At 62.8% G+C, this 15,383-nt stretch carries 15 protein-coding genes; 6 read left to right on the plus strand and 9 right to left on the minus strand.

Annotation, left to right across the window (positions count from 1 at the left end):
* Positions 1-24 precede the first annotated feature (24 nt).
* Positions 25-1,599 (minus strand): PfkB family carbohydrate kinase, encoded by a 1,575-nt coding sequence (locus tag B3M53_RS11030; RefSeq protein ID WP_273020268.1) that lies wholly within the window; start codon positions 1,597-1,599, stop codon positions 25-27.
* A 24-nt stretch (positions 1,600-1,623) separates the two neighbouring features.
* Between B3M53_RS11030 and B3M53_RS11035 the strand changes: the two genes are divergently transcribed.
* The 3 genes from B3M53_RS11035 (at position 1,624) to B3M53_RS11045 (ending at position 4,691) form a co-directional block, all read left to right on the plus strand.
* Positions 1,624-2,511 carry an HpcH/HpaI aldolase/citrate lyase family protein gene (locus B3M53_RS11035; protein ID WP_273020269.1) on the plus strand — a complete coding sequence of 296 codons (888 nt, stop codon included), beginning with the start codon at positions 1,624-1,626 and terminating at the stop codon, positions 2,509-2,511.
* Between the two features lie 11 nt (positions 2,512-2,522).
* Positions 2,523-2,864, plus strand: a complete 342-nt coding sequence (arsC, locus tag B3M53_RS11040; protein WP_160092764.1) for an arsenate reductase (glutaredoxin) — start codon at positions 2,523-2,525, stop codon at positions 2,862-2,864.
* Positions 2,865-2,942: 78 nt separating this feature from the next.
* Positions 2,943-4,691 carry an ATP-binding protein gene (locus B3M53_RS11045; RefSeq protein ID WP_273020270.1) on the plus strand — a complete coding sequence of 583 codons (1,749 nt, stop codon included), beginning with the start codon at positions 2,943-2,945 and terminating at the stop codon, positions 4,689-4,691.
* Here the strand turns inward: B3M53_RS11045 and B3M53_RS11050 are convergent.
* The gene (locus tag B3M53_RS11050) at positions 4,688-5,224 is read right to left on the minus strand and encodes an NUDIX hydrolase (RefSeq protein ID WP_273020271.1); all 537 of its coding nucleotides are present in this window, start codon (positions 5,222-5,224) and stop codon (positions 4,688-4,690) included. The two genes, B3M53_RS11045 and B3M53_RS11050, sit on opposite strands and share 4 nt — an antisense overlap.
* Before the next feature lie 118 nt (positions 5,225-5,342).
* On the opposite strand from B3M53_RS11050, the gene B3M53_RS11055 reads away from it, so the two are divergent.
* Positions 5,343-5,909 carry a MarR family winged helix-turn-helix transcriptional regulator gene (locus B3M53_RS11055; protein WP_160092767.1) on the plus strand — a complete coding sequence of 189 codons (567 nt, stop codon included), beginning with the start codon at positions 5,343-5,345 and terminating at the stop codon, positions 5,907-5,909.
* Positions 5,910-5,932: 23 nt separating this feature from the next.
* On the opposite strand, the gene B3M53_RS11060 is transcribed toward B3M53_RS11055, so the two are convergent.
* The 5 genes from B3M53_RS11060 to ccmA form a co-directional block, all read right to left on the minus strand.
* Positions 5,933-6,490, minus strand: a complete 558-nt coding sequence (locus B3M53_RS11060; protein WP_273020272.1) for a DsbE family thiol:disulfide interchange protein — start codon at positions 6,488-6,490, stop codon at positions 5,933-5,935.
* Positions 6,487-6,699, minus strand: coding sequence for a heme exporter protein CcmD (gene ccmD, locus B3M53_RS11065; RefSeq protein ID WP_273020273.1), 213 nt, complete (start codon positions 6,697-6,699; stop codon positions 6,487-6,489). The genes B3M53_RS11060 and ccmD overlap by 4 nt, the downstream gene beginning before the upstream one ends.
* The gene (locus tag B3M53_RS11070; protein ID WP_022700665.1) at positions 6,696-7,439 is read right to left on the minus strand and encodes a heme ABC transporter permease; all 744 of its coding nucleotides are present in this window, start codon (positions 7,437-7,439) and stop codon (positions 6,696-6,698) included. Before B3M53_RS11070 ends, ccmD begins: the two co-directional genes overlap by 4 nt.
* A gap of 66 nt (positions 7,440-7,505) precedes the next feature.
* On the minus strand, positions 7,506-8,162 hold the full coding sequence (locus B3M53_RS11075) for a heme exporter protein CcmB (protein WP_273020274.1): 657 nt from the start codon (positions 8,160-8,162) through the stop codon (positions 7,506-7,508).
* A gap of 8 nt (positions 8,163-8,170) precedes the next feature.
* Positions 8,171-8,800 (minus strand): heme ABC exporter ATP-binding protein CcmA, encoded by a 630-nt coding sequence (ccmA, locus tag B3M53_RS11080; protein WP_273020275.1) that lies wholly within the window; start codon positions 8,798-8,800, stop codon positions 8,171-8,173.
* A 285-nt stretch (positions 8,801-9,085) separates the two neighbouring features.
* Here ccmA and acnA point away from each other — a divergent pair, with 285 nt between their 5' ends.
* Both acnA and B3M53_RS11090 read left to right on the plus strand, forming a co-directional pair.
* Positions 9,086-11,764, plus strand: coding sequence for an aconitate hydratase AcnA (gene acnA / locus B3M53_RS11085; protein ID WP_273020276.1), 2,679 nt, complete (start codon positions 9,086-9,088; stop codon positions 11,762-11,764).
* 142 nt (positions 11,765-11,906) lie between these two features.
* Positions 11,907-12,332 (plus strand): hypothetical protein, encoded by a 426-nt coding sequence (locus B3M53_RS11090; RefSeq protein WP_273020277.1) that lies wholly within the window; start codon positions 11,907-11,909, stop codon positions 12,330-12,332.
* 23 nt (positions 12,333-12,355) lie between these two features.
* Here the strand turns inward: B3M53_RS11090 and B3M53_RS11095 are convergent, their stop codons facing one another.
* Together B3M53_RS11095 and B3M53_RS11100 are read right to left on the minus strand one after the other, a co-directional pair.
* On the minus strand, positions 12,356-13,528 hold the full coding sequence (locus B3M53_RS11095) for a hypothetical protein (RefSeq protein ID WP_273020278.1): 1,173 nt from the start codon (positions 13,526-13,528) through the stop codon (positions 12,356-12,358).
* An 83-nt stretch (positions 13,529-13,611) separates the two neighbouring features.
* Complete coding sequence (locus B3M53_RS11100) at positions 13,612-15,354, minus strand: DUF885 domain-containing protein (protein WP_273020279.1); 1,743 nt, start codon at positions 15,352-15,354, stop codon at positions 13,612-13,614.
* Between the last annotated feature and the right edge of the window lie 29 nt (positions 15,355-15,383).

The raw sequence follows: 15,383 nt of genomic DNA on the forward strand, positions 1-15,383 counted from the left end.
GGTTTCAAGCACCATCGAGCGCGATCAGGCATGAAGCGCCATGAGCAAGCCTTGCCCATCTTCCGGCGGGTCTTCAGGCAGACGCAACGCCTCGCCGCCCGCAATCCGCATCGCGGTCACCACACAGAGCCCGGCGTCAATGAGATCGTCTGGCGCGCACAGCCCGGCCTTGAAAGGGTGGGGCTCGAACAGCGCTTCAGGCAGCCCCTGCGCGACCAGCAGCGCCAGACGCTCTTCACGGCCCTCGCGGGTTTTCTTGCGATGCACAGCCGGTTCGCCGGAAAGCTCTGCAAAGGTCAGCTCCGGATGGGTTTCAAACACCACGCCGCGTGACAGGTCCGGGGTCATGACCGCATCAATCTCACGGATTTTCTCAAACAGATGATAGGCCTGCTTGGACAGGCCCGGCCCGCCCGCAGCGCGATTGAGCTGATTGGCGTGTTCATAGTCTGACGCCGACAGGGCGATGCGCAGGGGCGAGGGAAAGATGCTGCTGCGGCGTTTGCCCAGGCGCTGCCGCGCCAGCCGTTCACAGGCGCGCCCTTGCGGGTCTGAAGGCGCCGCTTCAAACCCGATGGGCATGTCCACGGCAATCACTTGCGCGCCCCAGTCATAAGCGTCCTGGAATTGCTCGAAGACGGCCCGACGCGGCGCCTCGATCCCGTTCAGATCGACCATCACGGCCGCCCAGCCCGCCTTGCAGCCGTCCAGCCCCATCACCCAGGCGGGGCGGTTTGCGCCAACCCGTCGCAATATCGGCGCACGCACAGGCGTCTGCAAAGTCTGAGTGGTCAGCAACAAGTCTGCTGGATCGCCAGCCATCCGCGTTTCGTCCAGAACGTGAGAGATGCGCGCCATCGCCCGTGCCGCAGCGTCTCGCCAACGCGCGCCGGCGAGTCGTTCCGCCAAGGCGCTGGCGGCGAACACATCTCCTGTTCCAAACGGCGCAGGCTCGATCCGGGGCATTTGCGCGCTGAACGCATCGTCTGGTGTGACGCTGATCACCGACACCTCGTTCAATCCCGCAGGCGCCGAGGTGCACAGAACCACGGGCGCAAGCGTCCGCGCCGCCGCGACGACGTCTTCAGGCGTCGTGAGTTCGCGGCCGCTGAGCCAGGCGAGCTCGAACCGGTTCGGCGTGATGACGCTTGCGAACGGCATCAGGTCATCGCGGATGGCGCGGGCGGTTTCCGCGCTCACATAAAGCCCCCCATCGCCGCCATCCGCCGCTCCATCGCCGATGATCGGATCCACCATCACCAGAAGTTCAGGGCGCTGGACGCGCGCTTCGGCGATCAGGCCTGCTGCGAGCCGCACCTGGTCAGGGTTCTTGAAATAACCGGTGAAGACAGCGTCCGCCTGATCAAGCGCGCCATTGGCCTTCATGCCCTCAAGCGCAGACGCCATCAGATCCATCGGCGCGGGTCCGCCGCCGGGCGCGCCCAGACCCGGATGCCGCCCCATAACCACCGTCGGCAAGAAATAGGGGCGGATCGAGGCCGCGCTCAGCACCTGGTGGGTGACTAAACCGCCGACCTGGCTGGAGGCCACCAAGGAACTGATCACCAGAACCGACGTCTGAGGTGTGGTGTTGGACATGCGCCTTATGTAAGCCTTTCCACCATGACTGACGATTCCTCACTCTTACAGGCAAACGCACGCCTTTTGCGCTCGGTTCTGTTCGTGCCCGGCGATAAGCCGCGCGCGCTGGACAAGGCGCAAGGCCTGGGCGCGGACGCCTTGATCATCGATCTTGAAGACGCGGTCGCGACCGAACGCAAAGCCGAAGCCCGGCGCAATGCGCTGGACGCCGTCACGCGCTTCAGAAGCCATCATCTGTTCACGGTGTTAAGGATCGCCGAACCCGGATCGCCTGATCTGTCGGCGGACATGATGATCGCAGCCCAGAGCCGTCCGGACGCGGTCCTGGTCGCCAAGCTCGAAGACGCCGAACAGCTGAGCGCGGTGCGCAAGCGCCTTGATGAGGCGGGCTATGACGGGCCGGTCTGGGCGATGATCGAAACGCCGCGCGGCGTCTTCAATGTCGAGGCGATCGCCCGCGCCGCGCCCCTGAACCGGCTTGAAGCCTTAGTCGCCGGCGCCAATGACCTGGCGGAAGGGCTGCGTCTGCCCGAAGGCGAATTGCGCCGCCGCGCGCTCGAGCCGCATCTGGCGCGCATGGTGCTGGCGGCGCGCGCCATGGGGCTGGCGGTTCTGGACGCCGTCTACAACGCCTATACTGACGAGGCTGGTCTTGAGAGCGAAGCATGGCAGGGTCGCCAACTCGGATTTGACGGCAAGACCTTGATTCATCCCAGCCAGATCTACCCTGTTCATAAGGCTTTCGCCCCAAGCGCGTCTGAACTGGACTGGGCTCGGAGCGTGGTGGATGCGTTTGATGATCCCGCCCATGCGGGCAAGGGCGCGGTGCCGGTACAGGGGCGAATGGTCGAACACATGCATTTGCGCACCGCCAAAGCCCTGCTGGCCGCTGTGCAGACGACTGAATAAGGAGAGACGTCATGGAATACTGGCATAATCCGCGCTGCTCGAAATCGCGCGAAGCCCTCGCCCTGCTGGAACAGCATGGCTATCGCCCGACGATCCGAGACTACCTCAAGGATGCGCCCAGTGCTGACGAAATCAGGTCCGTCGTCTCAAAGCTGCGCCTGTCCAGCGCCCGCGACCTGATGCGCACCAAGGAAGCGATTTACAAAGAGCTCGGTCTGAAAGACGTCAGCGATGAAGATCAGCTGATCAAGGCCATGGCTGACAATCCCAAGCTGATCGAGCGCCCGGTGCTGATCCATGACGCGCGAGCCGCGCTGGGGCGTCCGGTTGAACGGATTTTGGACGCGGTCTGAAGCCTGACCGTCGAGACGCCTCACCATATGGAAACGCTTTAACACCCAGATTGACCTCTTCACGCTTTCGGAGCTTGCATGTTGCAGTCTGCCGCCACTTTGGACGCTTATCGGACCGTAGCGTTAAGTCGCGCCAAAGAGTTGCCCACCCGGATCGGCTTGTCACTGCTCGGCTCGGCGGTTCTGTATCTGGGCGGCATGCCTGTCTTCGCGCTGGTCTACGCGCTGCTGGCGCTGAGTACTCAACTCCTTGATCGCTGGGTGTTTTCGCGATTCTCCTCAGCCACGCGAACCCGCCCGATCTCGAATGGCGAGAAACTGGCCGCAAACCTCTCCATGCTTCAGGCCACGGCGATCTATTCGCTGGTCAGCGTCGGGTTGTGGAATTCCTGGGGCGCCACAGGCGAAGCGATCGCGCTGCTCTTCCTATGCGGCGCGCTTTTTCACATCGCCGTTCATTCCAATCAGGATATGGCGCTGACCCTGTCGGGCGGGCTTCCCCATGCCGCTTATCTGATCACTCTGCCGTTGATGGCGATGTTCGGTCCTGACGGCCCGCATATGGAGTACGGCCTGGTCCTGATCGCGGGTCTCTTGTTCCTGATGCATTTCATCGTAGCGGCGCGACGGTTCGGCGACGCCAGCCATCGCATTCGCGATGCTCAACACAAGGCTGAGCTCGCCAATGCCGCAAAGACACGGTTTTTGTCCAATATGAGCCACGAAATCCGCACGCCCCTGAACGGGGTGATGGGAATGGCCCAGCTGCTGGAACACACAGACCTAACGTCAAAACAGCGAGACTATCTGCGCACCTTGAATTCATCCGGATACGCCTTGCGCGGGCTTATAGATGATGTTCTGGACATCTCCCGGATCGAAGCGGGCGAACTGGTGCTGGAATCCGTTCCCTATACGCCTGCAGACCTTCTGCGAGCTGCAGCTGACACCATCAGCAGTCAGACAACACTCAAAGGCCTGGCTCTGGAACTCGACATTGCTCCTGTCCTCGAAACCCTGGCCATGGGCGATGCCACCCGCACATTGCAGATTTTGACAAACTTCGCTGGAAACGCCGTCAAGTTCACGGAAACCGGCGCCATAGCCATTAGCGGCCGCATGATCGAGCCGGGCTGGATGGAGTTGAGCGTCTCCGACACCGGTCCGGGCATCGCGCCTGATGAGCTAAAGATTATTTTCGAACGCTTTCATCAAATCGATGACAGTCCAGGCCGTCGCCATGAAGGAACCGGGCTCGGTCTGACCATCGCACAGGAAATTGCCAATCTGGCGGGCGGTGAAATCGGCGTGGAGAGCGAGCTGGGCTCAGGCAGCCGGTTCTGGGTGCGTTTGCCCCATACACTCGCCAAGCCCGGCGCTGTCAGTGCGCTTGAGGAATCGGGCAATCAGGCGCGTGAGCTCGAACAGCAGGTCCCGCTCGCCCGGACAGCCCTGGTCGTTGAAAACAACACCATCAACCGCAAACTCTTGACCGAGTATCTGGAAGGCGCCGGATGGTCCGTCTTTCAGGCGGTGAATGCCGAACACGCGCTGGAGATCCTCGACCTCAGCGCTCAGGACCCTGATGTCATCTTGCTTGATTTGCACATGCCCGGCTTGTCCGGCGAAGAGCTGCTTTCCATGTTGCGCAACGCATATCCGGAGTCGCCGGTCATCATCGTCACAGCTGACGCCACGAGCGGCACATCCCAGCGTCTGCGCGAGAAAGGCGCCTCCGGCTATTTCGCCAAGCCCATCAATCTCAATGAGCTGGGCGAAACGCTCGATCAAATTACTTTGTGCAGCGCCAACACCAGGCAAACCTAATAGGGGCGTATCGCTGGCGTCTGTGTGCGCATGGAGGGCGGCAGCGCGCGTCCATGCCCGGCCTGATAATCATCCAGCGCCCATTTGACGCTGGGAAAGGCCAGATCGCTCAGCGGCAAGCGATCCCACTCAAACAAGGCAACCTCTTCGCTTTCAGGTCCGGCGGCGATATCCGGCGCCGCAAAACGGGCCCGGAAGAAGATCTGGACCTGCGAGATGCGCGGCACGGAATAAACGCCCAGGAGGCCTTCAAGCTCAAGTGTGGCGCAGGCCTCTTCGCGCGATTCGCGCAAGGCCGCCTGCTCTACGCTTTCACCTTCCTCCATATAGCCGGCGGGCAAGGTCCAATAGCCCGACCGCGGCTCGATGGCGCGGCGGCACATCAGCACGCGTCCGTCAGAATGGGTCGCGACAACGCCGGCGACAATCTTCGGATTTACATAGTCGATGAAACCGCAGGTTCGGCAGACCCGGCGCTCTCGGTCTTCGCCTTCAGGCGTGGCGTGATGGAAATCAGGCTCTTGCGCGTCCATGTCAAAACCCTTGCAGCATTAGATTTTATTGAGGTCATTCCGTATCAAGAAGGACTTGTTATTGAAACGTCGCTAAACCGGGGTATGGTTGCTTTGTTCCGTCGCCGGAGGGTGAAATATGGCTGACGCACTGGATTTCGACCTCAATGTCTCGCCTGGTCATCTGATGCACCGCGCGCAGCAATTTGCTGCTGAGCAGTTCGCAGAGGCGACCGGCGGCGTTCAGATAACTCAACGTCAGTTCGCCGTGCTCTGCGCGGTGCATGACGCGGAAGGTCTGACCCAGACCCAACTCGTCCAGGCGACCGGCATAGACCGTTCCACACTGGCGGAGCTGGTCTCTCGCATGGCCGCCAAAGGGCTTCTGGCGCGGGACAAGGCGCCGGGCGACGCGCGCGCCAATTCTGTCCGTTTCACCGATGAAGGCAGAAAGCTGCACGCCACCGTGATCGCCGGGGCCAAGGCCGCCGACGACGCCATTTTGATGGCCCTGCCCAAAAACAAGCGCGCCAGCTTTGTCGAAGCGCTCAACCGCATCGCCCGCGCCTCCGAGCTGGGCGCGGAAGCGGCTCGCGAAGAAGCCAAGAAAGCCAAGCTCGCCGAGAAGGCCGCCAAGGCCAAATCCAAAGGCGGCGACAAGAAGAAAAAGAAGAAGAAGAAAAAAGCCGCCGCGGCCGCTGAATAGCCCGTCGACAGACTTCAGGCGTCTTACTGAGCGTCCGTCCAGCTTATCGGTTGCCCACCCGCTTCAGCCCAAGGCTCGGCGAAACGCTGTATCCAGACAATATCCGTCACTGCCCCCCGCCACCGCGCGCGAATGACGCCCTCGCCATCCACGATGAAGGTTTCAGGCGGGCCGGTCACCCCAAGCTCAAACCCGGCGCGACCTTCCGGATCCGCCGCCAACCCGGCGAACGGATCGCCCAGCTGGTTCAGAAACCGGGCGGCGTCTGACTCTTCGTCTTTATACAGCACGCCGTAAATCGGCACGCCTTGCGCGGCCAATGCTTCAAAGTACGGGTGCTCCACCCGGCAAGGCGGGCACCAGGACGCCCAGACATTCAGCAGATACGGGCCTTCAATAGAATTGGGCTCATATCCGGTCTCAGCGAAGGTCACAGGCTCTAGCGGCAGGTTCAGGTCACTGACGCGCTGACCCAGGATCGGATCGCCGCCGCCCTCGCTGGGACGAAGCAGCGCAATCGCGAAAATGGCCAAAAGCAGACCCACTCCGATCACCGGGAACCAGGTCATCAGGTTTTTCATGCCGCATCCTCATCCGTTTGCGCCGCAACCGACGCCTCGGCTGACGTCGCTTCGAGCGCTTCAAGACGTTTGAGACGCGCGGCGGCCGCGTGGCGGCGAGCGATTGACAGCCAGACCAACCCGGCGCTGCCCAGCAAACTCAACCCATACGACACCCAGACATAGACGGCGTATCCGTCCATGGCGAAAAACTCAGTGAGCGCGCTCATAGCTCCGCCTCCAGTTCCAGACGCCGCTCACGGCGGCGCTCCAGCGCGTCAGCGCGACGCTCCATCAGCATGGCGCGCATCTGTGTGAGGATGAGGGCGAGATACAGGACGGTGAAGGCCAGCGCCATGATCGCCAGTGGCCAGAGCTGGGACGGATCAATCGTCGGGCCGTCAAAACGAAAGACGCTCGCGGGCTGATGCAGCGTGTTCCACCAGTCCACCGAGAACTTGATGATGGGCAGGTTGATCAGGCCCGCCATGGCGAGGATCGCGCCGGCGCGGGCCGAGAGCTTTTCGTCTTCAATCGCGGCTCGCAGCGCCATATAGCCCAGATAGAGCAAGAACAGCACCAGCATCGAGGTGAGTCTCGCGTCCCAGACCCACCAGGCGCCCCACATCGGCCGACCCCAGAGCGCACCGGTGGCCAGACACACAAAGGCGAAGACCGCGCCCGCAGGCGCAATCGCGCGAGCGGCGAGATCAGCCAGATTATGCCGCCAGATGAAGTAGACGAAGCTGGCGCCGCCCAGGCCTGCATAGGCGAACATGGCGAGCCAGGCGGCCGGAACATGCACATACATGATCCGCACGGTGTCGGACTGCTGGTAATCCTCAGGCGAGAAATACAACGCCCAGGGCAGGCCGATGGCGAACAGCACCGCCGTCATCCCCCAGCACCAGGGCAGGACAGCGCGCGCGAGACGGTCAAACCGCTCAGGATTGGCGAAATAGCTCCACATGATCCGATCACCTAGCCGGGCCGGCCCGGTCGGGCAAGCCGATGCGGCGCTGAGCCGCAAGCAATATCATTCCAGACGGGCTTTCAACGCCGCCGCAGCGCCAAGCGGCGCCAGCGCCAGAGCGGCGAGCGAACCCGCCAGCGCCATCATCAGATTTGGGCCCGCAAGCCCCGTCCCGTCCATCGCCGCCCGCCCAGCGCCCGACGCAAACACCAGAAGCGGCACCTGCAAGGGCGCGGCGATCAGTGCGATCAACAGCCCCGCGCGCTTCAATCCCGCCGCCAGCGCGCCCGCAAAGGCGGCGATGAACGCCAGTCCCGGCGCCGCGATCGCCAGGCCCAACGCCAGCACGAAGGCTGAAGAGGCGTCGAGTCCGTAGGCGAGCCCCCCGATGAACGCCAGAAACGGCATGGTCCAGAACACCGCGATGATGAAAGCGAGCGTCTTCATGAACACCGCCAGGGCCAGTCCGACCGGCGACAAGGCATAAAGCTCGAGCGTGCCGTCTGAAGCGTCTTCGCTGAATATCCGCTCGGCGGGCTGCAAGGTGGCCAGCAAGGCTGCAAAGGCGATGACGCCCGGCCCGGCCGCCCGCAGGGTCTCTGCATCCGGACCGATGGCCAGAGGCGCCAACGCCAAAGCGGCGAGATTAAACGCTGCCGGTCCTGCCGGCCCGCCGCCGCCGGCGAACGCCAGACGCAGCTCGCGGCTGAAGATCGCCATCATCGCGCTCATCCCACACCCGCCCCGGTTTTTGTGGGGGCGGTGCGCAAATCCTCGACCCGTGCGCCCTCCCAGCCCAGATCCACATGGGTGGCGGCGATGACGATCCCGCCCGCGGCGCAATGGAATTTCACAAGAGCCGCGAGCCGTTCGCGCGACCGCGCATCTAGCGGGGCGGCGGGTTCATCGAGCAGCCAGACCGAGCGGTTTGACAGCGCGATCCGCGCCAGCGCCGTGCGTCGTTTCTGCCCCGCCGACAATGTCCCGCAGGTCCGCCGCGCCAGATGCGCCAGCGCCATTCGCACCATGACGGCGTCTAGCTGGCTGGCGTCGCCGCCATAAAGCCCCGCCCAGAACTGTAGCGATTGCTCGACGGTTTCAGAGGGCTTGAGCGCGTCCGCATGGCCGAGAAAGGCGACCGTTTGCGGGTCCAGCCTGATCTCGCCGCTCAAGGGCCGCACCAGCCCGCCCAGGGCGCGCAAAAGCGTCGTCTTGCCCGACCCGTTCGGCCCCAGAAGCACCAGCGCCTCGCCCGGCTCGACCGTCAGCGAAAACCCGGTCAGCACGGCTTTCCCCCCGCGCTCAAGGCGCAGATCAGAGACGATGATCGGTTCAGGATGGAAAGCGGCGGGGGTCATCACCTGATGACTTAGCCTCACTTGGACCACGGGTCCAAGGCTGAGATGTCGCAGGTCTTCACAGACCTCCTATCGCACTCATTCCTAGCCTGTCACGAATTGCGAATGCGTTGCGATAAAGCAGATAGACGCATCTCCGACATTCGCCCGCATTGCAGCGCAGCGCAGACAGTATTAAAACCCGCGCGAAACCCTTTCCGTCATGTGATCGCGCATGACACTCCGCCAGGACCGCCCGCACCCTCTCTCAGCCGCGGCGGCCAGGCCCGACAACGAGGACCAAACATGGCTTCATTGGACAGCTTCAAGTGCCGTCGCGAAATGACGGTCGCAGGCAAGACCTACACCTATTTCGATCTGAAAGAGGCCGAGAAGAACGGCCTCGACGGCGCCTCCAAGCTGCCCTACACGCTGAAGGTCCTCTTGGAAAACCTGCTGCGTTTTGAAGACGGTCGCACCGTCACCAAAGCCGACATCGAAGCCGTCGCGGCCTGGACCAAGACCGGCAAATCCAGCCATGAAATCGCCTATCGCCCGGCCCGCGTGCTGATGCAGGACTTCACCGGCGTTCCGGCTGTTGTGGACCTCGCCGCCATGCGCGACGCCACCACCTCTCTGGGCGGCGATCCGAAATCGGTGAACCCGCTTGTTCCGGTGGATCTGGTGATCGACCACTCTGTGATGGTGGATTACTTCGGCCATGACGACAGCTTTGAGAAAAACGTCTCGCGCGAATACGAGCGCAATGGCGAGCGCTATGAATTCCTGAAATGGGGCTCCAGCGCGTTTGACAATTTCCGCGTCGTCCCGCCGGGCACCGGCATCTGCCACCAGGTGAACCTTGAAAACCTGGCCCAGACCGTCTGGACCAAGGACGAAGACGGCGTCACCTACGCCTATCCCGACACGCTTGTGGGCACCGACAGCCACACCACCATGGTCAACGGCCTGGCCGTTCTGGGCTGGGGCGTGGGCGGCATCGAGGCCGAAGCCGCCATGCTCGGCCAGCCGATCTCCATGCTGATCCCCGAAGTCGTCGGCTTCAAGCTGACCGGCAAACTGCCGGAAGGCGCGACCGCCACCGACCTGGTGCTGACCGTTGTGGAAATGCTCCGCAAAAAAGGCGTGGTCGGCAAGTTCGTGGAATTCTTCGGCGCCGGCATCGACACCCTGTCGCTGGAAGACGCTGCGACCATCGCCAACATGGCGCCCGAATACGGCGCCACCTGCGGCTTCTTCCCGGTCGACAACGAGGCGCTGGACTATCTGCGCGCCACCGGCCGCGACGAAGACCGCGTCCAGCTGGTCGAGCAATACTCCAAGGCGCAAGGCATGTTCCGCCCCGAGCGCAAGGATGAGCCGGTCTACACCGACACGCTGGAGCTGGACCTGTCCAGCGTCGTGCCGTCGCTGGCCGGCCCCAAGCGTCCGCAGGACCGCGTGGCGCTCGACGTCGCGGCTGACGCCTTCGCCAATGTCCTCAAGGACGAGTTCAAGAAGGCTGATGAAGCCGCCAAGCGCGTCAATGTCGAAGGCGAAGACTTCTCCATCGGTCATGGCGATGTGGTGATCGCCGCAATCACCTCGTGCACCAACACGTCAAACCCGTCCGTGATGCTGGGCGCCGGTCTTGTGGCGCGCAACGCTCTCAAGAAGGGCCTGAAGGTCAAGCCATGGGTGAAAACCTCGCTGGCGCCGGGCTCCCAGGTCGTCACCGACTATCTGGAGAAAGCCAACCTCCAGGACGATCTGGACGCGCTGGGCTTCAACCTGGTGGGCTATGGCTGCACCACCTGCATCGGCAATTCCGGCCCGCTGCCGGCGCCGATCTCCAAAGCCATCAAGGACGGCGATCTGGTGGCCACGTCCGTATTGTCAGGCAACCGCAACTTTGAAGGCCGCGTCAGCCCGGATGTCCGCGCCAACTATCTGGCCAGCCCGCCGCTGGTGGTCGCCTACGCCATCGCCGGCACCATGAACATCAATGTGGCGACCGATCCGCTGGGTGAAGACGCCGACGGCAATCCGGTCTACCTCAAGGACATCTGGCCGACCTCCGCCGAGATCGCCGACGTGGTGCGCTCTGCCGTGACCCCGGACATGTTCGCCAAGCGCTATGCCGACGTCTTCAAGGGCGACGCCATGTGGCAGGGCATCGAGACGTCTGGCGGCCTGACCTATGACTGGCCGGAATCCACTTATGTGGCCAACCCGCCCTTCTTCACCGGCATGACCACCGAAGTGACCCCGCCGAAAGACATCGACGGCGCCCGCATTCTGGGCCTGTTCGGCGACTCGATCACCACCGACCACATTTCCCCGGCCGGCTCGATCAAGGCCGATAGCCCGGCAGGTCTCTACCTGCAGGAAAAAGGCGTAGAACCGCGCGAGTTCAACTCCTATGGCGCGCGCCGCGGCAATCACGATGTGATGATGCGCGGCACCTTCGCCAATATCCGCATCAAGAACCAGATGGTTCCGGGCGTGGAAGGCGGCGTCACCAAGCTGCAGCCGTCCGGCGAAGAAATGCCGATCTATGACGCAGCCATGAAGTACGCCGAGGCGGACACCCCGCTGGTGGTCTTCGGCGGCAAGGAATACGGCACCGGTTCCTCGCGCGACTGGGCGGCCAAAGGCACCCGCCTTCTGGGCGTCAAAGCCGTGATCTGCGAGAGCTTCGAGCGCATCCACCGCTCCAATCTCGTGGGCATGGGCGTGGTTCCGCTGCAGTTCCAGAACGGCGAAAGCTGGTCGTCCCTCGGCTTGACCGGCAAGGAGACCATCTCGCTGAAGGGCATTGAAGGAATCAAGCCGCGCAGCCAGGTGACCCTCGAGATCACGTTTGCTGACGGGTCGAAGAAATCCACCGAGCTTCTGGCCCGGATCGATACCGAGAACGAGCTCGATTACGTCAATAATGGCGGCATCCTGCACTACGTCCTGCGCCAGCGCGCCATGGCGTAAGCGGTCTTACATCGCGAGCACGACAAACCCCGGCGGAGCGATCCGCCGGGGTTTTTTGTTGCCGCCGCATACAAACCTGATCGCTTCAGGTTATATCATTATACGCGTTCAATTGAGCAGCTTCCAAACAGACGAGACGTAAATGCCTTTTTCGACGCGCATAGATCATCCCCAGCGCCTGATTGTGTTTCTCAATACGGGGCAGCTAATTCGCGATGATCTCGATCGTGTGTTGACGCTGTTTCGAAATCCGCAGTTTCCTGCCAGCTATGATCTGCTGACCCTGTTTGATGCTGATGTCAGCGCAGATATCGATCATACTACGCTCGTGGATCATGCGATTGAGCGACAGCGCACCTTGCAAGAGCGCGCGCCAGAACACGCAATAAGGTCTGCCTTCGTTGATGTGCCCGCTGGGCTTAAACCCATGCTGGAACTCTGGCCGCTGTTCTTCCCCGATTCACAAGGCGATCTGTCCATCCGCCTCTTTGACGCCATGGATGAGGCGCTGGCCTGGCTCGAGCGCCGCCCGATTGACCATGACTCTCTACCCTTGTTTCAGCCTTAGGCGAACGCCAGGACAGACATCAATCAGACCGGCGTCAGGGTCAGCACCAGGGCATTTTCAGACTCAACCGACAAAGACGCCCTCACGCTGGCGGGAAAGGCCTTGAGCTGGGCGATGGCTTTAAGCTGGTCAGGCAGGCTATTGCCCGAAACGGTCACCACCAGCGGCAGCTTGACGGCATGGGCCGGTGGTTCCGCCCGCGCGCCCGGCCCCTTGATGATGAAAGCGCCGCCGGTGACGGCGCCGCCCTCATCCACGACCAGCGTCGGCCCCTCGCCCTGACAATCGGTCAGCGTCATGGAAATCATGCCATCCGTCTGGTCAAATCGCGTGCATTTCAGCGCGCCATGCCCGCCCAGCTCAACCACGCCGCCCTGGTTTGAAAGCGTGTCCACGCGCACCTGCTGACCTGCGCCGCCGCCCGTCGTCGCGCCGCAGCCTTGATAGACCCCGCCCGGTTTCAAGGTCACCGCTGAGGCGTTCACCGCGACCATGCGTGCGATTTTTGAAGGATTGTCCGGCGCCAGCAGGATCGGCGTCGTCGACAATATGGTGGAGCTGGCATCCACCGCTTCAATCACACAATCGTCGCTGAGGCTGAGCCCCTCCACGGTCAGGGTGGAGTTCGGGTTCAGGCCCACGATCGTGCCTTGATCGGCGATGAGGGTCTGAGTGATGGCGCACGGTTGCTGGCCCGTCTGGGTGACGATCAGACCGCCGTTCGAGATCGTCAGCGGGTTGGTCGCGTTCAGCACGCCGCCGACCCCGACCGCGCCCTTGGAGACCGCCTCCAATTGCCCGGTGACGGTGAAGCTTTCCCCGCTGGGCACGTTCAGAGCACCGCCCTGGACCAGCAGGGCGTCATGGATTTGTCCGCCCTCAAGGCCGGTCAGTTGCCCTTGAAAAACCTGGGTGAAACCCGTCCCTTCGATGGTCAGGCTGAGGTCGAGGTTGACGCCCTCCCCCACCACTTCGACAGCGCTATAGCCCTTGGCGTCAATGCTGGCGCCCGTGCTGGAATAGAGCTTGGCCGACCGCGTGAAGGACGGCGCGGACGCCGTCAGCGCGAAGGACTCCACCACATCGATGGCCGATCCCTCGCCCCGGTTCACGGTCTTGATCGCGGAGACATACTCGGACGCGTCCGTCACCTCGATGACCGACGCCTTCAGGGGGTGGGTTTTGGGGTGATGCATGAACGCCTCCAGATCCGGAATGAACCGGAAGCGTAAGGGGCGTTGCGCCCGGTGACCCGAGCGACAACGCCCCCTAAAACCGACTAGGCCCCCTGATCCGCGATCCAGGCACGCATCTTGTTTTCGAGATAGCCCAGCGGCACGCCGCCTTCGTCCAGAATGCGATCGTGGAAAGCGGCGAGGTCGAAGGCTTCGCCCAGCTGGCTTTCAGCGTCCGCGCGCAGTTCGCGGATCAGCAATTCGCCGGTCTTGTAGGCCAAAGCCTGGCCGGGCCAGCTGATATAGCGGCTGACTTCATTGGTGATGTTGAGCGGTGCGAGCGCCGAGTTCTCAAGGAAGCACGCCTCGGCCTCATCCCGGCTCCAGCCATACCAGTGGATGCCGGTGTCAGCGACGAGCCGGCAAGCGCGCCACATTTCATAGGTCAGGCGACCGAAATGCTCATAGGGCGTTTCATACATGCCCATATCGACGCCCAGAAACTCGGTGTAGAGCCCCCAGCCTTCACCGAACGCGGTGATATAGCCCTGCTTTCGAAACTCGGGCACGTTTTCAAGTTCTTGCGCGATGGCGATCTGGTGGTGATGGCCCGGCACCGCCTCGTGCACGGTCAAAGCCGGCAATTCATAGAGCGGGCGCTGGTCGAGGCGGTAGGTGTTGACCATATAGCCGCCCGCCTGACCGCTCTCCGCATCACCCGGCCAATACCGGCCCGTGGTGTAGTTGGGCGCAATGGCCGCCGGCACCGGCCGCACGCCATAGCTCAGACGCGGCAAATGGTGGAAAAAGGCCGGCATGGCGTCATCGGCCTTTTTGGCCAGATAGGACGCCGCCATCATCAGCTCGCGCTCGGACTGGGCGTAAAACTGCGGATCGGTGCGCAGGAAGTCGAGAAATTCAGCGAAGTCGCCGTCAAATCCGGTCTCGGCGATCACGGCGTCCATCTCGGCGCGTATGCGGGCCACTTCGGCCTGACCGCGGGCGTGCACCTCTTCCGGCGTCAGATCGAGCGTGGTGTGCTGTTGCACAAGCGCCCGATAAAGGTCTTCACCGCCCGGCAGATCACGCGCGCCCAGGCTGTCGCGAGCCGCGGGCATGTAGGTTTCGGTGAAGAAGGCGTGCAAGTCACGCTGGGCCGGCAGCGCAGAGGTTTCAACCGCCTCGGTCGCTTCCGCCATCAGGCGCTCGCGCTCAGACGCCGGAATTGTCTCGGGCAGATTGCGGATCGGCGTCAGAAGCTCGCTCTCGCCGACAGGCGTGATCTGAGCCTCGATCTGGTCCGCAACGCCTTGCAGAATGGCGCGCGGCTGGGTGAAGCCGGTCTCGATCCCGCGCGTGAGCCAGGCTTGCTGCTCGCCCAGATAGTCGGGCAAGGCATTGAGCTTGGCGATCCAGGCTTCGGCTTCTTCCACAGAGCGCACGCGCGTGGTCAGCGCTGCAAAACTGGCGTTGGTATGAAACCCGCTATCATTGGTGAACGGGATCATCGCCGTGGTGGCCCAGGGAACCGCGACCGCACTGTCCAGCTCATAAGATAGCACGGCATAATTCGCCTGCTCATCCGCAGGCAGGTCCGCAGGGTCGATGGCGTCGATCCGCTCATCGAACCCGGCCATGCCCGCATCCCAGGCTTCAATCGCCTCAAGGCTCATATCCGGCCAGGAGGCGGCGGCCTCCAGATCGCCCTGCCGCGCCCGAGCGCCCAGATCACGCTCGGCGGTGAACGCCTCATAGTCCGCGATCAGCTCTCGGAAGTCTTCTGTCGGCGTGGCGAAGGCCGGCGCGGCCAGGACCAACGCTGCGATAGACGCTAAAACAAGGCGCATAAGTGAAACCTCTCCCCGAATTGATGCGG

The organism is Oceanicaulis sp. UBA2681 (assembly GCF_002354675.1).
GTDB classification, from domain to species: Bacteria; Pseudomonadota; Alphaproteobacteria; order Caulobacterales; family Maricaulaceae; genus Oceanicaulis; species Oceanicaulis alexandrii.